Consider the following 19,796-nt stretch of genomic DNA (forward strand, 5'->3'; position numbering starts at 1 on the left):
GCTAGGGGCGCTGCTTCACCTTGTCGGTGATCGCCCAGCTGTCGAGGTACGAGAGCTGGGTGTACGTCTTCGTCTTCTTGCCGTCACCCGACGTGCGCGTGTCGCGGAAGCCCAGGAACGCGTACGTCGTCGGGTCGAAGATGAAGTGGCCGCCGAACGGCGTGCCCTGCTGCGTCGGGTCGTCGTAGGTGATGGCCACCCCCGTGCGGCCCTTGGCGTCCTTCTGGCCGGGGACCGCCTTCACGCCGGGGACCATGCCGAGCGCCTCGTACGCGGCCGGGCGCAGCCCCTGCGGCATCACCGGGACCAGCTTCAGGAGACCGGCGAGGCTGAAGTGGATGTCCGACCACTCCTGGTCGGTGATCTCGTCCAGGGAGTCGTTCTTGTCGTTCGGTCCCGTCTTGTGGAGCAGCGAGAGGATCAGCTTCTCCGGGTCGGTCGGGAGCTTCTTCAGGGTTCCCCAGTCCTGCGGGGGCCACATCCCCTCGTTCTCCGCGAGCGGCTCCGACCACCACCCCTTGCCGACCTCCATGACCCAGGAGCGCTTCGAGCCGTCCACGGAACGCCAGTTCTCGTCGACGTGCCGCTCGACCGCGCCCGTGCGCTGCTCGGTCTCCTTGATGATCTCCTTCGTGTAGATGTACTGGTCGTCGCGCGGGGCGACGGTCCTCTCGTGCTTGCGTTCGTAGGCGGCCGCGCCGTTGAGCACGGCCCGCGCGCTGACGTTGCGCATCGACGGCGCGCTGTCGGCGGGCGGCTTGGCGCGGGCCTCCTCGTCGCCTCCGGTGTTCACCGCCACCAGGATGGTGCCCGCCACGGCGGCCGCGGCGGTCCCGGCGACGGCGATGCGCAGCACCGGGCGGCGCCACAGGGGACGTACCCGAGCCGTCGGCTCGTCGTTCATCGCGGCGAACAGGCGCACGCGCGCGCGGTGGCGGGTGTCGTCGTCCAGCGGGGGAGCCCCCGCGTCCCAGTCGCGCAGTTCATCGAGCTCATTCATGGGCGTGTGCCTCCTGGAAAGCTGTCGGATCGGATCCGCCCAGTGCTTCGCGCAATGTGCTGCGGGCCCGGTGCAGTCTCGATCTGACGGTGCCGACGGGCACCCCCAACGCCTCTGCCGCCTCTTCGTAGTCGAGGTCGGCCCACGCCACGAGGAGCACCACGTCGCGGTGGCGGGCCGAGAGTCCGGCCAGGGCCGCGGCCAGGTCGCCGCGGAGCCCCTCGGCTCCCGCGCGGGCGACCGCGAGGTCGGCGACCGGCTCGTCGTGCGGCACCGGCGCGGGCACCTTGGCCAGCGCCTTGAAGCGGCGGGCCTCGGCCCTGCGGTGCCGGCTGACGAGGTTGGTCGCGATACCGAACAGCCAGGGGCGGGCGTCGGCCCGCGCCAGGTCGTAGCGGTGGCGCTCCTTGAAGGCGGTGGTGAAGGTGTCGGACATCAGGTCCTCGGCCGCCTCGGGGCCGAGCCGGCGGGCCGCGTACCGGTACACGGCGTCGGCATGCCGGTCGAAGAGGGCGGCGAACTGCTCGGGCTCGTCCCGGGACCGCTCGATGGACCAGGCGTCGCTCTTCTCGCAGGTGCGCTGCCCCGTGCGAAGGGGGACGCCGGGATCGACGGTCATCGGGGCTCCTTTCGTTCGTGTGAACGCCTCGAAGGCTTGGGCTCGTTCGGTGTTTCACCTCTCCTTCGCCGCTCGGGCCGATCGGGTTCCATCCGGTTCCGTCGGCCGGTTCCATCGGGGTGCGCGACATGCGTGAGGGCCCGCCCGGAGAGGTTCCGGACGGGCCCCAGAGGCGTGGGTGACGCGAAGGCTCAGACGACGGCGCCGCGTCCCGGGTCGTCGTCCTCCTCGTCGTCCCCGCTGTTCATCCGCACCACCAGCGTCGCGAAACCGCCCAGGAAGCCGCCGATGCCGAGCGTGGTCAGCCACCACGTCATCTGCCAGCCGAACAGCACGGCCAGCAGGATGAGCAGCGGGCCGCCGAGCACGGCGAGCCAGGCGAACTTGGCCGTCACGTCGGCCTCGGGCAGCGGCGGCGGCTCGGGCGGCACGAAGTGCCCCTCGTCGTCCGCGTCGAAGTCCTTCTCCGAGGGCTCCGGCGTGGTGTAGTCACGCGGGCCGCCGACGCCGGAGCCGACGCCGGGCGCGAAGGAGACGGAGCTGCCGAGCGGCTTGTCCGGTCCCGTCCTGCCGGGACCGGACTTGTCGACGCCGGACTTGCCTTCCGTCGTCCCGTCAGGACCGCCCGCCGGGCCGTTCGTCTCCGTCTCCAGGAGCGCGAGGTCCTCGATGGACTTGAAGGGCTTGGCGCCCGGCGGGTCCGCGGGCTCCTCGCCGTACCCCGCGACGATCGCCCGCCAGGCGGCGTCCTCGTCCAGGGGCACGCCGTCCGCGGGAGTCCCGTCGGCAGGGGCCCCGTCCGCGGGCACCTTGCTCTTCTCGGGCTCGCGGCTGTCCTCGCGGTCCGCTTCGTGCTCAGCCACCGGTGGCCGTCCCTTCCTTACCGACGCTGGGGGCGAGCCGGCCGATGAACGCGTGACTCTCCTCGAAGATCCGGTCCGCATCGTGGTCCAACGTCGCGACGTGGTAGCTCTGTTCCAGCAGGATCTCCGTGACGTCCGTGGAGGAGACACGGCTGAGGATGCGGGCCGAGTCGGCGGGCGGCACCACGTGGTCGCGCGGGCTGTGCAGCACCACGAGCGGCTGGGTCACCTGGGGCAGTTCGGCGTCGACCACGCGGAAGAAGCGGCGCAGGGAGTGCGCGGCGTGCAGCGGGATCCGGTGGTACCCGATCTCTTCGGAGCCGGGCTTCGCGATGTCGCTGACGATGCCCTTCGTGCTGGGCACGAGGTGCCGGGCGACGGGCAGCGCGTGCGCCGCGAGGCCGTGCACCTTGTTCCCCGGGTTGACGAGGACGAGGCCGGCGACCGCGTCCCCGTGCTTCGCCGCCAGGCGCAGCGCGAGCGCCCCGCCCATGGAGAGCCCGAAGACGAAGACCCGCTCGCACCGCTCCAGGAGCGAGCGCAGCTCGCGCTCCACCTCCGCGTACCAGTCCTGCCAGCCCGTGACCTGCATGTCCTCCCAGCGTGTGCCGTGGCCGGGCAGGAGCGGCAGCGAGACGGTGAGGCCGCGCTCCGCCAGGTACTCCGCCCAGGGGCGCAGGGACTGCGGGGATCCGGTGAAGCCGTGGCAGAGGAGGACGCCGACCTCGCCGCCTTCGTGGCGGTACGGCTCGGCTCCGGGGAGGACCGGCACTTCGGTCTCCTTCGTGAGAGGTGGGAGTACTTCACCGTACGCGACCGGACTGACACCGACCAGGGTCGTCGGGCCCATTGGCCGTACCCCGGGTTAAGGTCTGATCCACAGACACAGGAGGCACTCGGTTTGATCTACGGCGCAATGAAGGTTGCCATCGGAGGGCCGCTGAAGCTCGGCTTCAGGCCCTGGGTGGAGGGCCTTGAGAACGTCCCCGCCGAGGGCCCCGCGATTCTGGCGAGCAACCACCTCTCGTTCTCGGACTCCTTCTTCCTTCCCGCGGTCCTCGACCGCAAGGTCACCTTCATCGCCAAGGCGGAGTACTTCACCTCGCCCGGTGTGAAGGGCAAGCTCACCGCGGCCTTCTTCAAGGGCGTGGGCCAGCTGCCCGTGGACCGCTCCGGCGGGCGCGGCGCCGGCGAGGCGGCCATCAAGAGCGGCATCGAGGTCCTGGAGCGCGGCGAGCTCTTCGGCATCTACCCCGAGGGCACGCGCTCGCCCGACGGGCGGCTCTACCGGGGCAAGCCGGGCGGCCTGGCGCGCGTGGCGCTCGCCACCGGCGCGCCCGTGCTTCCCGTCGCGATGATCGACACCGAGAAGATCCAGCCGCCCGGCAAGGTCATGCCCAAGCTGATGCGTCCCGGCATCCGCATCGGCAAGCCGCTGGACTTCACGCGCTACCAGGGCATGGAGCAGGACCGCTTCGTGCTGCGCGCGCTGACCGACGAGGTCATGTACGAGATCATGAAGCTCTCCGGCCAGGAGTACGTCGACATGTACGCGACGGCCGCGAAGCGTCAGATCACCGAGGCGGCCAAGGCGGCCAAGGCCGAGAAGAGCGACAAGGAACGGCCCGGCTCCTAGCCGCGTCCGTTCAGGGGTGGGCACACGGGCGGCGGTGGGGGACATGGCCAAGCGCGAGAAAGTCATGAGGATGTCGGTCGAGCAGCCCCTGTGGCGCGCGCTCACCGCCTACCGCGTCCTGACGATGCTGTACGCGATCGGGCTCTTCGTGGCGGCGCACGAGAAGCTCGACCGCCCCTGGCTCGCCGTCGCCTACTACGCGGTGCTCGCCCCCTGGACCCTGGCCACCCTGCCGCGTGTCGCGAACGCGGCGAGCTGCACCCGGCGGTTCCTCTTCGCCGACCTGACCGTCGCGCTCGTCGGCATCCTGCTGACGCCGCTCGCCGACTCCCAGCAGCGCATCACCGACGGCTCGCCGACGTTGCCCTCCATATGGACCGCGGGCTCCGTGCTCGCGTTCGCCATCAAGGGCGGCTGGCGCTGGGCGGCGTCGGCGTCCCTGCTCGTCGGCGTCGCCAACGTGGTGCAGCGCGGCGCGTTCAGCCGCGACACCCTGCACAACGTCCTGCTGGTCTGCATCGCCTCCATCGCCATCGGCTACGTCGTGGAGCTGGCCCGCGCCTCCGAGCGCACCCTGGCCCGCGCCCTGGAGATAGAGGCCGCGACCCGCGAGCGCGAACGCCTCGCCCGCGACATCCACGACAGCGTCCTCCAGGTTCTCGCGATGGTGCAGCGGCGCGGCACCGCCATCGGCGGCGAGGCCGCGGAGCTCGGCCGGCTCGCGGGCGAGCAGGAGGTGGCGCTGCGTGCCCTGGTCGCCGGGGGCATGCTGCCCGCCTCGCGGGTGTCCGAGGACATCGCGCAGGGCGCCGTCGTCCGCGCCGTCGAGGTGCCCGACGAGGAGCCGGACGACGCGGCACCGCGCGACCTGCGCCCGCTGCTCGCCGCGCACGCAGGGTCCAAGGTCACGCTCTCCGAGCCCGGGGCGCCGGTGCTCCTCGCGCCGGGGACCGCGCGGGAGCTGGCGGCCGCCGTCGGTGCCGCGCTGGACAATGTCCGCAGGCACGCGGGCGCGGAGGCCCGCGCGTGGATCCTGGTCGAGGACGAGCCCGACGAGGTGATCGTGACGGTCAGGGACGACGGTCCGGGCATCCCGGCGGGGCGGCTCGTGGAGGCGGAGGGGGAGGGCCGCCTCGGTGTGGCCTTGTCGATCCGGGGGCGGCTGCGGGACATCGGGGGCACGGCCGAGCTGATCTCGGTGCCGGGCCAGGGCACGGAAGTGGAACTGAAAGTGCCGCGCGAACGGGCGCGGGACACACGGGGGAAGGCGGGAAAGGCGAGATGAGCGAGCAGCAGCAGCGACAGGAACCGGCCACCGGGGCCACGGCGCCGGACGGGGACGGACGGGCGGCGGACCCGATCAAGGTCATGGTCGTCGACGACCACCCGATGTGGCGCGACGCCGTCGCCCGTGACCTGGCCGAGGCCGGTCTCGACGTGGTCGCCACGGCGGGCGACGGCGAGCAGGCGGTGCGCCGCGCGCAGGCCGCGGCCCCCGACGTCCTGGTCCTCGACCTGAACCTGCCGCTGAAGCCGGGCGTGCAGGTCTGCAAGGAGCTGGTCGGCGCCAACCCGGCGCTGCGCGTCCTGGTCCTGTCGGCCAGCGGTGAGCACGCCGACGTCCTGGAGGCGGTGAAGTCCGGCGCGACCGGCTACCTGCTGAAGTCGGCGTCCACCGAGGAGCTGATCGACGCGGTGCGCCGTACGGCTGTCGGCGACGCGGTCTTCACGCCCGGCCTCGCGGGCCTGGTCCTCGGCGAGTACCGCCGCCTGGCCACCGAGCCCGCGGCCGGCACCCCGGAGGACCCGAAGGCGCCTCAGCTCACCGACCGCGAGACGGAGGTCCTGCGCCTGGTCGCCAAGGGCCTGAGCTACAAGCAGATCGCCGAACGCCTGGTCATCTCGCACCGCACGGTGCAGAACCACGTCCAGAACACCCTGGGCAAGCTCCAGCTGCACAACAGGGTGGAGCTCGTGCGGTACGCGATAGAGCGAGGCATCGACGGAGCCTGACCCTCGTACGGGTGAACGTGCAAGATCAACTCCCCTGCGTGGCAAGGGAATTGACCGTTCGTACCGTGCCGCAGTGACCTGGATCACCATTAGCGTGACTCGCATCAGGTCACTGAGGCGAAGGGACTGCTCCTATGGGGGCCAAGAAAATCGGCGTACTGACCGGAGGCGGCGACTGCCCCGGGCTCAACGCGGTGATCCGCGGTGTCGTCCGCAAGGGCGTGCAGGAGTACGACTACGACTTCGTCGGCTTCAGGGACGGCTGGCGCGGTCCGCTGGAGGGCGACACCGTCCCGCTCGACATCCCCGCGGTCCGCGGCATCCTGCCGCGCGGCGGCACCATCCTCGGCTCGTCGCGCACCAACCCGTTCAAGGCGGAGAACGGGGTGCGCCGCATCAAGGAGAACCTCGCCAAGTACGAGGTGGACTCCCTCATCGCGATCGGCGGCGAGGACACTCTCGGCGTCGCCGCACGGCTCACCGACGAGTACGGCGTCCCGGTCGTCGGCGTTCCGAAGACCATCGACAACGACCTCTCCGCCACCGACTACACCTTCGGCTTCGACACCGCCGTCGGCATCGCCACCGAGGCGATCGACCGCCTGCACACCACCGCCGAGTCGCACATGCGCGTCCTGGTCGTCGAGGTCATGGGCCGCCACGCGGGCTGGATCGCCCTGCACTCGGGCCTCGCGGGCGGCGCCAACGTCATCCTCATCCCGGAACAGCGCTTCGACGTCGACCAGGTCTGCGCCTGGGTGACCTCGCGATTCAAGGCGTCGTACGCCCCCATCGTCGTCGTCGCCGAGGGCGCCATGCCCAAGGACGGCGAGATGGTCCTCAAGGACGGCTCGCAGGACTCCTTCGGGCACGTGCGGCTCTCCGGCGTCGGCGAGTGGCTGGCCAAGGAGATCGAGGGGCGCACCGGCAAGGAGGCGCGCACCACCGTCCTCGGGCACGTGCAGCGCGGCGGCACCCCGAGCGCCTTCGACCGCTGGCTCGCCACGCGGTTCGGGCTGCACGCGATCGAGGCCGTGCGCGACGGCGACTTCGGGAAAATGGTCGCGCTGCGCGGCACGGACGTGGTGCGGGTGCCGATCGCCGAGGCCACGGCCCGCCTGAAGACGGTGGACCCGGCGCTGTACGAAGAGGTCGGGGTGTTCTTCGGCTGAGTCCGTACGCCGCTCCCGGGACGGCGCCCGCTCCGGGTGCCGTCCCGGGAGGTGCTCCCTAGACTGGCGGCCATGGAGATCCTCGCGTTCGGCGTGCAGTCCGACGAGAAGCCGCTGATCGAGAAGGCCTTCCAAGGGCAGCACGACGTCCGCTGTCTCGACGTCTTCCTCAACGAGGACACCGCCCCCATCGCCGCGGGCTACGAGATCGTCTCCTCCAGCGTCAACGCCACGCTGAACAACCGCGTCCTGCAGACCCTCGCCGCCGGCGGAACCCAGATGATCGCCCAGCGCTCCACCGGGTTCAACAACATCGACCTGCTGGTCGCCGAGCGCCTCGGCCTGACCGTCGCCCGCGTCTCGTACTACTCGCCGTACTCGGTGGCCGAATTCGCCTGGACCCTCGCGATGGCCGTCAACCGCCGCATCGTCCGCGCCTCCAACCGCACCCGCGACTTCGACTTCCGCCTCGACGGCCTGATGGGCCGCGACCTGCGGGGCCGCACGGTCGGCGTGGTCGGCACCGGCAAGATCGGCGAGGCGTTCACCCGCATCGCGCACGGCTTCGGCATGCGGCTGCTCGGCTGGGACGTCGCCGAGAACCCCGCCTGCGTCGAACTCGGCATGAAGTACGTGGACAAGGCCGAGCTCCTCGCCGAGGCCGACCTCGTCAGCCTGCACGTGCCGCTGCTCCCGTCCACCCAGCACCTCATCGGGGCCGAAGCGCTGCGGACGATGAAGGACGACGCGATCCTGGTGAACTCCAGCCGCGGCGGCCTGATCGACACCGAGGCCCTGGTCGGCGAGTTGCGCGCGGGCCGCTTCACGGGGGTGGGCCTTGACGTGTACGAGGCGGAGGCGGGCCTCTTCTTCCTCGACAAGTCCCTGGAGGTCGTCGCCGACGACACGCTGGCCCGCCTCGTCACCTTCCCCAACGTCGTCGTCACGTCCCACCAGGCGTACTACACCGTGGACGCCGTCGGCCAGATCATCGACACCACGGTGCGCAACGTCCTGGACTACCTGGCGGGCCGGCGCTCGGACAACGTCCTGGTCCCGGGCCCGGACAGGAGCTGACCGAGCAGTTCCCGCACGATCCCGGCCCCGCGCAGCGTGAGCACCGACTCCGGGTGGAACTGCACACCCGCGAACGACTCCCCGCGCACCGCGTGCACCTCACCGGTCGCCGCGTCCCTGCTGACCTCGATGCCGTGCGCGTCGAGCTCCACCGCGGCCTCGTCGTCGCAGCGCGCCACGAAGCTGTTGTAGAACCCGACGGTCTCGCCGCGCCCGAACAGGTCGATGTCCGTCTGCGCGCCCTGGTACGGCACCTCCTTCCGTACGATCTCCAGCCCGAGCTCGGCCGTGATGAGCTCGTGCCCGAGGCAGACGCCGAGCACGCCGTGCCCGTGGGAGCGGAGTACGTCCGCCGCCAGGGAGCGCAGGAACCGCATCTTCGGGTCGGTCAGGTCGGACGGGTCGCCCGGCCCGGGACCCAGCACCACGGGCCCCTCGTGCGCGAGCACGGCCTCCCGCAGCCCCTCCTCGTCGTACCGCCGCACCGACACCCCGAGCCCGCACGAGCGCAGCACGTGCGCGAGCATCGCCGTGAACGTGTCCTCGCCGTCCACGACGAGCGCGTGCCCGGCCAGGTCGTCCGCGCGCTCCTGCATCCGCAGCCAGAACGGCGCCAGCGCCGCGCGCCGCCCGTCGAGCGCCGCCCGCACCCGGGGATCGTCGGCGAGGGCGGGCCGCGCGCCCTCCGCACGGGGACGCCCGGGGCGTACGCCGAGCGCGGCCAGCACGCCCGCGGCCTTCGCGTGCGTCTCGGCGACCTCGCCCATCGGGTCCGAGCCGCGCACCAGCGTGGCGCCCACCGGCACCCGCAGCCGCCCGGCCGCCGAGATGTCGGCGGTGCGGATGAGGATGGGGGAGTCCAGCGTCTGCGCGCCGCCCGCGTCCCGGCCGATCAGGGCGAGGGCGCCCGCGTAGTAGCCGCGGCCCCCGGCCTCGTGGCGCTCGATGACACGGCAGGCGTTCTGCACCGGCGACCCGGTGACGGTCGCCGCGAACATCGTCTCCTTCAGGACCTCCCGCACGTCCAGCGACGACTTGCCCCGCAGCTCGTACTCGGTGTGCGCGAGGTGGGCCATCTCCTTCAGCCGCGGGCCGACCACCACACCGCCCATGTCGCCGACCGTGCACATCATCTTGAGCTCCTCGTCGACGACCATCGAGAGCTCCTCGATCTCCTTGCCGTCGGAGAGGAAGGCCAGCAGGTCGTCGGCGGTGGGGCCCTCGGCGGGGTAGCGGTAGGTGCCGCTGATCGGGTTCATGACGACGGTTCCGCCGGACATCCGCACGTGCACCTCGGGGCTGGCCCCGACGAGCGTCCGCTCCCCGGTGTGCACGACGTACGTCCAGTACGCGCCCCGCTCGCCGACGAGCAGCCGCCGGAACAGCGCGAGGGCGTCCGCACGGCCGAAGCCCGGGATCTCACCCTCGTACGTCCGCCGGATGACGAAGTTGGCGCCCTCGCCCCGCCCGATCTCCTCGCGCAGCACCCGCCCCACGATGTCCGCGTACGCCGCGTCGTCCACGTCGAAGGACCCGTCCTCGACCCGCACGTCGTGCGCGGGCAGCGCCGCGAGGGCGTCGGCGAGCGGCACCTCGTACCGCTCCTCGGGCGTCAGGACGGTCAGCGGCGTGCCGTCGTCGCGTACGTCGAAGCCGCGCTCCCTGATCTGCCGGAACGGCACGAGGGCGAGACCTTCGGGAATGTCGGCGAGGCGTTCGTACGTGCCCGTCGGGCCGGTCAGGACCTCGACCGTGTCGTGGTCGTGGCCCGGCGTGCGGCGGCGCAGCAGGGCGAAGGGGCGGTCGTCGGACAGGAGCTCTGCCAGTCGCATCGGATTCTGGTTCCTTCTCACTCGGAGAGGAACGGCCCGGGCCCGGGAGAAGTCCGGAAAACACTGAAGGCCGCCCCTCGGGCGGCCTTCGCGAGTCTGTGTGCGCGCAGAGTCAGTGGGCCGCCGGATGAGCGGGCCACCACCAGTTCTGGGTCGTCGTCTGCGTACGCATGACCGGCACCCTAGCGCATCGGTCACTCCGTGGTGTCTCGTCCGTCTCACTTTGTGAGCGGGGGAATGGACGGAGTCCATCACCACGTAGTGTTGACGAGGTGACCGTGAACGCTAAGACCACCGCTACCGGTGGCAACACCTGGCGAAACCTGCCCGCGGCGCAGCAGCCCGAGTACCCCGATGCCGAGGCTCTGCGCGATGTGATCGCGGACCTCGAGTCGTATCCGCCGCTCGTCTTCGCGGGCGAGTGCGACCAGCTGCGCGCCCGACTGGCGTCTGTCGCCAAGGGAGAGGCGTTCCTCCTCCAGGGCGGCGACTGCGCCGAGGCCTTCGACGCCGTGTCCGCCGATCACATCCGGAACAAGCTGAAGACGCTGCTCCAGATGGGCGCCGTCCTCACGTACGCGGCGTCCGTGCCCGTCGTGAAGGTGGGCCGCATCGCGGGGCAGTACTCGAAGCCGCGCTCCAAGCCGACCGAGACCCGCGACGGCGTGACGCTCCCGACCTACCGGGGCGACTCCGTCAACGGCTTCGACTTCACCGAAGAGGCCCGGATCCCGGACCCCGAGCGCCTGAAGCGGATGTACAACGCGTCCGCCTCCACGCTCAACCTGGTGCGCGCCTTCACCACCGGTGGGTACGCCGACCTGCACCAGGTGCACGCCTGGAACCAGGACTTCGTGAAGTCGTCCCCCTCCGGCCAGCGGTACGAGCAGCTGGCCCGCGAGATCGACAACGCGCTCAACTTCATGAAGGCCTGCGGTACCGACCCGGAGGAGTTCAAGACCGTCGAGTTCTACGCCTCCCACGAGGCGCTGCTCCTCGACTACGAATCGGCGCTGACCCGCACCGACTCGCGCACCGGGCGGCTGTACGACACCTCGGGCCACATGGTCTGGATCGGTGAGCGCACCCGCCAACTGGACCACGCGCACATCGAGTTCGCCTCCCAGGTGCGCAACCCCATCGGCGTCAAGCTCGGCCCGACCACGACGGCCGAGGAGGCGCTCCAGTACATCGAGCGTCTCGACCCCGACCGCGAGCCCGGCCGGCTGACCTTCATCGTCCGCATGGGCGCCGACAAGGTCCGCGACAAGCTGCCCGAGCTCGTGGAGAAGGTCACCGCCTCCGGTGCGACCGTCGCCTGGATCACCGACCCGATGCACGGCAACACCTACGAGGCGGCCTCGGGCCACAAGACCCGCCGCTTCGACGACGTGCTCGACGAGGTCAAGGGCTTCTTCGAGGTCCACAAGGCCCTCGGCACCCACCCGGGCGGCATCCACGTCGAGCTCACCGGTGACGACGTCACCGAGTGCGTGGGCGGCGGCGACGAGATCTTCGTCGACGACCTCCACCAGCGCTACGAGACGGCCTGCGACCCGCGGCTCAACCGCAGCCAGTCGCTCGACCTGGCGTTCCTGGTGGCGGAGATGTACCGCGACCAGTAGTTGTTCCCTCTGTACGTGCGCGTGGGGCGCGGATCCGTGTGATCCGCGCCCCACCGGCGTATCCGGGGCTTTTGTGGGCAGGACGTCGCGGGTAAGGTTAGGTTAGCCTCACCGATCAATCGGGACGGCGCTACCGATGAGTCCTGTCCGGGAGGTGAACCGCGTGTACGTCTGCAACTGCTTCGGGGTCACCGAGGCGCAGGTGAAGAAGCACGCGGCGGACGGAGCCTGCACCCCCCGCCAGATAGCGTCGGCCTGCAAGGCGGGCACGGACTGTGGTTCGTGCGTACGCCGCATCCAGGCGCTGCTCGGCCGGGGCGCGTGCCCCCGCCGTGACCTCGTGGACCAGGGAGAACCGGCTGTGGCGCTGGCTCCCGAGGCGGAGCTCCCCGAGGCGGCCTAGCCCTCAGGGGCGGGTTCAGCCCTCCGGCTGCTCGATGAGCTGCGCGATGTAGAGCGCCTCACCCAGCTTCTCGACGAGCTCGAGCTGCGTGTCGAGATAGTCGATGTGGTGCTCCTCGTCCTCAAGGATCGACTCGAAGATATTTGCGGACGTGATGTCGCCCTTGGCGCGCATCACCTCGATCCCGCGCCGGAGGCGGTCGATCGCCTCCACCTCGACCTGCCGGTCGGCCTGGAACATCTCGGTGACCGTCTGGCCCACGCGCACATGGAAGAGCCGCTGGTAGTTGGGCAGACCGTCGAGGAACAGGATCCGGTCGGTCAGCACCTCCGCGTGCTTCATCTCGTCGAACGACTCGGCACGGGTGTACTTCGCGAGCTTCGTCCAGCCGAAGTTTTCCTGCATCTTGGCGTGGAGAAAGTATTGATTGATCGCCGTGAGTTCGGCGGTCAGCTGCTCGTTGAGAAATTCAATGACCTCGGGGTCGCCCTGCATCGCAGAGGCTCCTTCCGCACGAGTGACTGGGCAGGTAGCGCGCATCCTTGCACCGGTGTTCGGAGGGCGTCCAGTAAGTGCACGCTTAGTAGGAGTTGCCCCGATCGGTGCCGCCCGGGGCTCCGGCTGGTCACGTCCACCGTCCCGGGTCTGTCAGGATGGAGCCATGGGTCAGCCGGCGGAACGCGCATCTCGACAGGCGGCGGAGCCGGAGCTTCCGCCGGGTCAGCGGCTGCAGCGCGGCTGGCCGGTCACGCACTACGGGCCGGTGCCGAAGTTCCGCCCCGAGCGCTGGGAGTTCAGGGTTTTCGGGGCCACGGCGGACGGCGAGAAGCACTGCTGGTCGCACGAGGAGTTCTCCGCACTGCCCTACGACACCGTTGTCGCGGATCTGCACTGCGTGACGAAGTTCAGCATGCTGGGTGCGGAGTGGGGCGGCCTCCCGGCCCGCAAGCTCCTGGAACTCGCGCCGCCGGCGGCCGACGCCACCCACGTCATGGTCTGGGCCGAGTACGGCTTCAGCTCGAACATGCGGATGTCGGACTTCGCCTCCGACCGCTCGATTCTCGCCACGCACAAAGGCGGCGAACTGCTCACCGCGGAGCACGGGTTCCCGCTCCGGCTCGTGGTGCCCCACCTGTACGCCTGGAAGGGCCCCAAGTGGGTCCGCGGCGTCGAGTACATGACGGCGGACCGCCGGGGCTTCTGGGAGGAGCGCGGCTACCACAACCTCGGCGACCCCTGGCTGGAGCAGCGCTACTCGTACCAGGAAGAGCCCGGGGACGGCCCCGAGCTCTGATCCCGCGCCGTCACCGGCTTCAGTGGTGGTACTGGTGCACGACCGCGTGGCCCTTGCCGCGGCCGATCATCCACTTGTTCACCGGTGTGGTGATCACGAACGCGGCGGCCAGCGCGAGGGCGAGGATCCACCAGAACATCGCGTCCGTCAGGTGCGCGTCCATGGCGCCCGGCCAGAGCGCGATCACGCCGTTGTCGATCAGCTCCATGACGGCGATGGACAGGGTGTCGGCGGCGAGCGCGACCCGGAAGGCCGTCCGGAAATCGACGTCGGCCTTGAGGATGCCGCGCAGCGTCAGGGCGTAGCCGAATCCGAAGGCCAGGACGATCGCCAGGGCCATCGTCGGCATGTTCCCCCACCCGAGCGCGGTGCCGATGATCATGCCGAGCACTTCGCCGATGGCGCAGCCGGTGAGGCAGTGGAGGGTGGCCTGCGCCGCCACGCGCCAGCTGACCTTGCCGTGATCGCTGTCGTGGTGCTGGTGCTGGTGCTGGTGCTGGTGCTGGTGGTGCGTGTGCGCGTCGTGCTGCATGAGGTCCCCCAACGTCGGATGGCGGTTCCTGCCGCTCGACAAGAACCGTATACCCCCCAGGGGTATTCCTCAAGAGTCGCTAGATGCTCCTCAGCTCCTTCAGACGCGCCACGTCCGCGGCGTGTCCCTCCTTGCCGCCGGGGGTCTCGATGATCAGGGGGACGCCCTCCGTGGCCGGGTGGAGCATCAGCTCGCGGAAGGCCTCCTCGCCGATGTGGCCGGTGCCGATGTTCTCGTGGCGGTCCTTGTGGGCGCCGACGACGTCCTTGGAGTCATTGGCGTGCACGAGCTTCAGACGGCCCTCGCCGACCGTGTCGACGAGGAGGTCCAGGGTCTGCTTCATGCCGCTCGGACCGGTCAGGTCGTGCCCCGCCGCGAAGATGTGGCAGGTGTCCAGACAGATCCCCAGCTTGGGGTGCGAGTCCAGCGCCTCGAAGTACGGGCCGAAGTCCCACGTGCGGGAGCAGAGCGAGGCGCCCTGGCCCGCGGTCGACTCCAGGAGCAGGAACGGGTCGTCGTCGTGCGTCAGCTCGTCCAGGAGCGGCAGCATGCGCTCGCGCACCTGCTCCAGGGCGACGGCACGCTCCCGGCCGCCGGTCGCCGACCCGGTGTGCACGACGACGCCGAGCGCGCCGATCTCGCGTGCCCTGCGCAGCGAGTGGCGCAGGGAGTCCACGGACTTGTCGACGGTCGCCTCGGTGTGCGAGCCGAAGTTGATGAGGTACGGCGCGTGGACGTACGCGGGGATGTTCTCGGCGGCACAGGCCGCGCGGAACGCCTCGTCCTGTCTCGGGTTGCCGGGCGGGGTGGCCCAGCCGCGCGGGTTGGCGACGAAGACCTGGACGGTCTCGGCGCCGAGGTCCCTGGCGTAGGAGAGGCCGACGGAGGCGAGCCCGCCGGCCACGGGGACGTGACCGCCCACCGGGTTGCGGGACGCGGCGCCGGGGGCCGTGTCGCCGAGGGGCGTGGTGCTGGGGGAGTTGTTGCTGCTCACGCCGTCAAGGGTGGCACGCGCCCGGGAGTGCCCCGTCGGGGGTCCCGGGCGTGGAGGCCGGAGCGCGGTGGCCGGAGCGCGGGTTCAGCGGATCGTGATGGTGATCGTCGAGTTCTTGGGCGCCGTGTCGCCGCCGTCCACCGACTGCTTCTTCACCGTGTCCCCGAAGATCCCCAGCAGGCCGCGGTCCTCGTCGACCTCGAAGCCCGCGCCCTCCAGCTTGTCCTTGGCCTCGTCGACGCTCATCCCGGTGACGTCGGGGACCTCGACCATCGGCGGGCCCTTGGAGATCGTCAGCTCGACCGTGTCGCCCTCGGCGATCGTCTTGTCGGCCTTGGGCGACTGCGCGGCGACGTTGCCCTTGTCCTCGTCGGAGTTGACCCGCGACGGGGCGATCTTCACCTTGAGCCCGGCGTCCTCCAGGTCGGCCCGCGCGTCGTCCTCGGACTCGCCGGTGACGTCGGGGACCTCGACCGGGCGGCCCTTGCTGACGACCAGGGCGACGGCCGAGCCCGCCTTGCGGGTGAAGCCCGCCCGCGGGTCCGTGCTGATCACGGAGCCCTTGTCGACGGAATGGTCGAAGCTCTTGGTGACCATGCCCGGTTCGAGTCCGGAGTTCTGGAGCTCCTTCTTCGCCTTGGCCAGGGGGATGCCCTTGACGTCGGGGACCTTCACGGTCTCCGGGCCCAGCGAGATGGTCAGCGTCACGCCGTCGTTCTGCCGGATGCGGTCACCCGATGCCGGGTCGGTCTTCATGACCGTGCCGCGCTTGTCCGTGTCGCTGTAGGTGCGCTTGATGTCCTTCACGTCGAGCCCGGCGTCGTCGAGCCGCTGCTTCGCCTGCGCCTCGGTCTTGGCGAGGAGCGGCGGGACCTCCGTGAACTGGCCCGAGTTGATGTACCAGACGCCGGTGCCGATGCCGAGGACGAGCAGGACGCCGGCTATGACCACGAGCGTGCGGCGGCGCGGGTCGAACCGCCTGCGGGAGGCCCGGCCGGAGTTGGGCGGAGCGGGCGGTCCGGGCGGCGGGGTCGCCAGGATGCTGGTGCGGTTCAGCGCGTCCTCGCCGCCCGCGCCGTGCCCGCCGCTCCGCTCGCCCTCGGCGGGCAGCGGGAGCTGGACGGCGCGCGCCGCGCGCGGGATGACGCTCGTACGGTCCTCGGAGCCGTCGTGGTCCGCCGGGTGGGCCTGCGGCGGCACCGCGTCGAGCTGCTCCTCGGTCAGGGCGGCACGCGCCTCCCTGGCCTGGGCGAGGAGCGCCACCGCGTCGTACGGACGGATGTCGGGATGGCGCGCCGTGGCGGAGGCGACCAGCTCGTCGAGCGCGAACGCGAGGCCGGGGACGGCCGCCGACGGGGGCGGCACGTCCTCGTTGAGGTGCTGATAGAGGACCTGGGCGGGGGAGTCCCCGGAGTGCGGCTTGGCGCCGGTCAGCATTTCGTAGAGCACGACCCCGCACGCGTACACGTCCACGCGGGTGTCCGCCGTGCCGTGCTCGATCTGCTCGGGGGCCAGGTAGGAGACGGTGCCGAGGACGGTGCCCGTCGTGTTCGTGACGGTGTCCACCGCGCGGACGAGCCCGAAGTCGGCGACCTTCACGCGGCCGTCGTCCCCTATGAGGACGTTCTCCGGCTTCATGTCGCGGTGCACGAAGCCCGCGCGGTGCGCGGCGCCGAGCGCGGCGAGGACCGGCTCCAGGATGTCGAGCGCGGCCCGCGGCTGCAGCGCCCCGCGCTCGCGCAGCACGTCGCGCAGGGTGCAGCCCGCGATGTATTCCATCGCGAGGTAGACGTACGACCCGTCCGTGCCCTGGTCGAAGACGCCGACCACGTTCGGGTGGGAGAGGCGGGCCACCGACTTGGCCTCGCGGATGAAGCGGTCGACGAAGGAGGCGTCCGCCGCCAGCGTCGGATGCATCACCTTGAGCGCGAGCACGCGGTCGAGGCGGGTGTCCACGGCCCGGTAGACCGTGGCCATCCCGCCGACCGCGATGCGCCCGTCGATGCGGTAACGGCTGTCGAGCAGCTGCCCGACGAGCGGGTCCTGAAGGGTCGTGTCCACAGGGGGAGTCTACGAGCAGCCACCGACACGCCGGTCGGCCCGGGCACGCTCACGGCGCTACTGCAGCCGAGCTGTGACAGGCGACGGCACGGGCCGCCCCGTCAGGGACGCGGGGAACTGCGCGACAAGCCCCCACCGGCGGTGAGCCGCGAACGGACGGAACCCCGCACCTTCTACGGCGCCCCGAAGGCCGGCCGCTCCGGATCGAGCCGGGCCATGCCCTCCGCGGGAGAGGACGCCTCGGCGAAGTGGCGGCGCGGAATCCGCCCCGCCCGGTGCGCGAGCCGCCCGGCCTCCACGCCGCACCGCATGGCCTCGGCCATCAGGACCGGCTCCTGCGCCCGCGTCACCGCGGAGGCGAGCATCACGCCCGCGCACCCCAGCTCCATCGCGATCGCCGCGTCGGACGCCGTGCCCGCGCCCGCGTCGAGGATCACCGGCACGCGCGCGTGCTCCACGATCAGCTGGAAGTTGTGCGGATTGCGGATGCCGAGACCGGAGCCGATGGGCGAGCCGAGCGGCATGATCGCCGCGCAGCCCACGTCCTCCAGCTTCCGCGCGAGCACCGGATCGTCGTTCGTGTACGGCAGGACGGTGAAACCGTCGTCCACCAGGGTCTCGGCGGCGTCCAGGAGCTCGACCGGATCGGGCAGCAGGGTGCGCTCGTCGGCGATCACCTCCAGCTTCACCAGGTCCGTGCCGAGCGCCTCCCGCGCGAGACGGGCGGTGAGGACGGCCTCGCCCGCCGTGAAGCAGCCCGCGGTGTTGGGCAGGACGCGGATGCCGAGCCGGTCGAGCACCGAGAGCACGGATCCCTGGACGCCCGGGTCGAGGCGGCGCATCGCGACCGTGGTCAGCTCGGTGCCGGACGCGACGAGGGACCGCTCCAGGACGTCGAGACTCGGTGCTCCGCCGGTGCCCATGATCAGGCGCGAGGAGAGGGTGAGCCCGCCGATGACGAAGGGGTCGTCTGCCATGGTGTTCAGCCTCCCTGTACGGCGGTGAGTACTTCGACGCGGTCACCCGCGGAAAGGGCCGTGGTGGGCCACTGCGCGCGCGGGACGACGGTTTCGTTGACGGCGGCGGCGACACCGGAGTGCGCCGAGGAGAGGGTGGCCACGAGGGCTTCGAGCGTGGTGCCCGAGGCCACATCGCGTTCCTCCCCGTTGACGGAGACGGCGAAGGGTGTGCTCATGCGGGCTGCTCCGTGTCGTGCTGCGTGCGGGTCGGGGCGGGGATCTCGGGGGACGCGCCGTCGAAGCGGCGCGGGGTGAAGTCGCGTGCCTCGTCCGGGAGCTCGCCGGTGGTCAGGGCATGCGCCATGACGTCCCCCGTGACGGGCGTCAGGAGGACGCCGTTGCGGTAGTGCCCGGTGGCCAGGTGGAGCCCGGCGAGCCGCGTCGGGCCGAGCATCGGCGCGTTGTCGGGGGAGCCGGGGCGCAGACCCGCGCGGGTCTCGGTCAGCGGCAGCTCGGTGATGCCGGGCACGAGCTCGTGCGCGTCCCGCAGGAGTTCGTACACGCCGCCCGCGGTGACCGTGGTGTCCCAGCCGAGCTCCTCGCTGGTCGCGCCGACGACGAGCTCGCCGTTCTCGCGCGGCACGAGGTAGACGTGGCTGCCGCGCACCACGGCCCGCACGGTGCGGCTCAGGAACGGGGCGTACGCCTTCGGCACCGACAGACGCAGGACCTGGCCCTTCACGGGGCGCACGGGCGGCAGGACGTCGTCGGGGACGCCCGCGAGGCGGCCGCTGAGGCTGCCCGCCGCGAGGACGGTCAGGCCCGCGGTCAGCTCGGTGCCGTGCGCGAGGAGGACGCCGTGCGCCCGGTCGCGTACGACCGAGAAGCGCTCCGCCCAGGCGCGGTGGAAGACCACACCGGCCCGCTCGCAGGCCGTCACGAGGGCGCCCGCGAGCCGGCGCGGGTCGATCTGGTGATCGCCGTCGACCCGCAGCCCGCCGCGCACGCCCGGCGCGAGCATCGGCTCCAGGCGACGGCACTCGCGGCCGCTCAGCCACTCGGACTCCAGGCCCGAACGCTGTTGCAGGGCGTGCAGTTCGCGCAGGTGGGCGCGGTCGTCGGAGTCCAGCGCGACGGCGAGCGTGCCGCACGCGCGGTAGCCGAGATCGTGGCCGGTCGCTTCCGTCAGCTCGTCGGCGAAGGCCGGATAGCGCCGCGCGGACGCGATGTTGAGGCCGAGCAGTGTCTGCTCGCCGTAGTGGAGTTCGGTGACGGCGGCCAGCATGCCCGCCGCGACCTGGGCGGCGCCGCCGCCCGGCTCGGGGTCCACGACCGCCACGGAGAGTCCGCGCTGCGCGGTCCGCCAGGCCGTGACCAGGCCGATGATGCCGCCTCCGACGATCAGGACGTCGGAGGTGGCGGATGGTGATGTCGTACGTGGATGCATGGGCGTCCAGCCCCTCCCTTCGCCGGCATGACCCGGATCAGGTTCGTACGGTCGGAGGCCGTCCCAGCCTCCCTCTCAGCCCGGTGCGTCCGGGCTCCCGCGAGTGCTCTGCACGGGCCACCCTAGCCCGTCGCTTCGCGCGACAGTAGGGGAGCTGTCCGGGTATGGGCGATGACTGTGTGTCAGAGATCTCCCCGACCACACCTGAAGGCGGTCTCGACAACCGTCCTACAGTGATCGGGTGAGCGAGCAGCAGAGCCAGAGCGAGC

20 protein-coding genes and 1 riboswitch are annotated in these 19,796 nt (G+C 71.3%); of the genes, 8 read left to right on the top strand and 12 right to left on the bottom strand.

Annotation, left to right across the window (positions count from 1 at the left end; all coding sequences use genetic code 11):
* Position 1: 1 nt before the first annotated feature.
* The 4 genes from DEJ48_RS28660 to DEJ48_RS28675 all read right to left on the bottom strand — a co-directional run bounded on the left by DEJ48_RS28660 (position 2) and on the right by DEJ48_RS28675 (position 3,254).
* A complete protein-coding gene (locus DEJ48_RS28660; protein WP_150219100.1) occupies positions 2-1,000 on the bottom strand; it encodes a CU044_5270 family protein in 999 nt (332 codons plus the stop codon).
* A complete protein-coding gene (locus DEJ48_RS28665) occupies positions 993-1,619 on the bottom strand; it encodes an RNA polymerase sigma factor (protein WP_150219101.1) in 627 nt (208 codons plus the stop codon). The genes DEJ48_RS28660 and DEJ48_RS28665 overlap by 8 nt, the downstream gene beginning before the upstream one ends.
* 191 nt (positions 1,620-1,810) lie before the next feature.
* Positions 1,811-2,482, bottom strand: coding sequence for a hypothetical protein (locus DEJ48_RS28670; protein WP_150219102.1), 672 nt, complete (start codon positions 2,480-2,482; stop codon positions 1,811-1,813).
* Positions 2,475-3,254, bottom strand: coding sequence for an alpha/beta hydrolase (locus DEJ48_RS28675; protein ID WP_150219103.1), 780 nt, complete (start codon positions 3,252-3,254; stop codon positions 2,475-2,477). Before DEJ48_RS28675 ends, DEJ48_RS28670 begins: the two co-directional genes overlap by 8 nt.
* Positions 3,255-3,386: 132 nt before the next feature.
* Here DEJ48_RS28675 and DEJ48_RS28680 point away from each other — a divergent pair, with 132 nt between their 5' ends.
* The 5 genes from DEJ48_RS28680 (at position 3,387) to DEJ48_RS28700 (ending at position 8,380) form a co-directional block, all read left to right on the top strand.
* The gene (locus DEJ48_RS28680) at positions 3,387-4,118 is read left to right on the top strand and encodes a lysophospholipid acyltransferase family protein (protein WP_150221460.1); all 732 of its coding nucleotides are present in this window, start codon (positions 3,387-3,389) and stop codon (positions 4,116-4,118) included.
* A gap of 43 nt (positions 4,119-4,161) precedes the next feature.
* Positions 4,162-5,403: a MacS family sensor histidine kinase gene (gene macS, locus DEJ48_RS28685; RefSeq protein ID WP_150219104.1), complete on the top strand. Its 1,242-nt coding sequence runs from the start codon at positions 4,162-4,164 to the stop codon at positions 5,401-5,403.
* Positions 5,404-5,486: 83 nt separating this feature from the next.
* Complete coding sequence (locus DEJ48_RS28690; RefSeq protein WP_150221461.1) at positions 5,487-6,131, top strand: response regulator; 645 nt, start codon at positions 5,487-5,489, stop codon at positions 6,129-6,131.
* Between the two features lie 134 nt (positions 6,132-6,265).
* Positions 6,266-7,303, top strand: a complete 1,038-nt coding sequence (locus tag DEJ48_RS28695; protein WP_150219105.1) for a 6-phosphofructokinase — start codon at positions 6,266-6,268, stop codon at positions 7,301-7,303.
* Between the two features lie 72 nt (positions 7,304-7,375).
* Positions 7,376-8,380, top strand: coding sequence for a 2-hydroxyacid dehydrogenase (locus tag DEJ48_RS28700; RefSeq protein WP_150219106.1), 1,005 nt, complete (start codon positions 7,376-7,378; stop codon positions 8,378-8,380).
* On the opposite strand, the gene DEJ48_RS28705 is transcribed toward DEJ48_RS28700, so the two are convergent.
* A complete protein-coding gene (locus DEJ48_RS28705; protein WP_150219107.1) occupies positions 8,323-10,212 on the bottom strand; it encodes an anthranilate synthase family protein in 1,890 nt (629 codons plus the stop codon). The genes DEJ48_RS28700 and DEJ48_RS28705 overlap by 58 nt on opposite strands.
* 272 nt (positions 10,213-10,484) lie before the next feature.
* Here DEJ48_RS28705 and DEJ48_RS28710 point away from each other — a divergent pair, with 272 nt between their 5' ends.
* The gene (locus DEJ48_RS28710) at positions 10,485-11,837 is read left to right on the top strand and encodes a class II 3-deoxy-7-phosphoheptulonate synthase (protein ID WP_150219108.1); all 1,353 of its coding nucleotides are present in this window, start codon (positions 10,485-10,487) and stop codon (positions 11,835-11,837) included.
* A 136-nt stretch (positions 11,838-11,973) separates the two neighbouring features.
* Positions 11,974-12,240 carry a bacterioferritin-associated ferredoxin gene (locus tag DEJ48_RS28715; RefSeq protein ID WP_150219109.1) on the top strand — a complete coding sequence of 89 codons (267 nt, stop codon included), beginning with the start codon at positions 11,974-11,976 and terminating at the stop codon, positions 12,238-12,240.
* Positions 12,241-12,255: 15 nt separating this feature from the next.
* Here the strand turns inward: DEJ48_RS28715 and bfr are convergent, their stop codons facing one another.
* Positions 12,256-12,735, bottom strand: a complete 480-nt coding sequence (bfr, locus tag DEJ48_RS28720) for a bacterioferritin (RefSeq protein WP_150219110.1) — start codon at positions 12,733-12,735, stop codon at positions 12,256-12,258.
* Between the two features lie 166 nt (positions 12,736-12,901).
* Between bfr and DEJ48_RS28725 the strand changes: the two genes are divergently transcribed.
* Positions 12,902-13,534, top strand: coding sequence for a sulfite oxidase-like oxidoreductase (locus tag DEJ48_RS28725; RefSeq protein ID WP_150219111.1), 633 nt, complete (start codon positions 12,902-12,904; stop codon positions 13,532-13,534).
* Between the two features lie 19 nt (positions 13,535-13,553).
* Here DEJ48_RS28725 and DEJ48_RS28730 read toward each other — a convergent pair whose 3' ends face one another.
* The 6 genes from DEJ48_RS28730 to thiO all read right to left on the bottom strand — a co-directional run bounded on the left by DEJ48_RS28730 (position 13,554) and on the right by thiO (position 19,527).
* A complete protein-coding gene (locus DEJ48_RS28730; RefSeq protein WP_150219112.1) occupies positions 13,554-14,066 on the bottom strand; it encodes a DUF4396 domain-containing protein in 513 nt (170 codons plus the stop codon).
* Between the two features lie 79 nt (positions 14,067-14,145).
* The gene (locus tag DEJ48_RS28735) at positions 14,146-15,060 is read right to left on the bottom strand and encodes a deoxyribonuclease IV (protein WP_150219113.1); all 915 of its coding nucleotides are present in this window, start codon (positions 15,058-15,060) and stop codon (positions 14,146-14,148) included.
* An 84-nt stretch (positions 15,061-15,144) separates the two neighbouring features.
* Positions 15,145-17,121: a Stk1 family PASTA domain-containing Ser/Thr kinase gene (gene pknB / locus DEJ48_RS28740; RefSeq protein ID WP_150219114.1), complete on the bottom strand. Its 1,977-nt coding sequence runs from the start codon at positions 17,119-17,121 to the stop codon at positions 15,145-15,147.
* A gap of 173 nt (positions 17,122-17,294) precedes the next feature.
* Positions 17,295-18,098 (bottom strand): thiazole synthase, encoded by an 804-nt coding sequence (locus DEJ48_RS28745; RefSeq protein ID WP_150219115.1) that lies wholly within the window; start codon positions 18,096-18,098, stop codon positions 17,295-17,297.
* A 5-nt stretch (positions 18,099-18,103) separates the two neighbouring features.
* Positions 18,104-18,316: a sulfur carrier protein ThiS gene (gene thiS, locus DEJ48_RS28750; RefSeq protein WP_150219116.1), complete on the bottom strand. Its 213-nt coding sequence runs from the start codon at positions 18,314-18,316 to the stop codon at positions 18,104-18,106.
* Complete coding sequence (gene thiO, locus DEJ48_RS28755) at positions 18,313-19,527, bottom strand: glycine oxidase ThiO (protein ID WP_150219117.1); 1,215 nt, start codon at positions 19,525-19,527, stop codon at positions 18,313-18,315. Before thiO ends, thiS begins: the two co-directional genes overlap by 4 nt.
* Positions 19,525-19,638, bottom strand: a riboswitch (TPP riboswitch). Its footprint overlaps the gene before it by 3 nt.
* Positions 19,639-19,796 lie beyond the last annotated feature (158 nt).

It is taken from the genome of Streptomyces venezuelae, assembly GCF_008642315.1.
Classification (GTDB): domain Bacteria; phylum Actinomycetota; class Actinomycetes; order Streptomycetales; family Streptomycetaceae; genus Streptomyces; species Streptomyces venezuelae_D.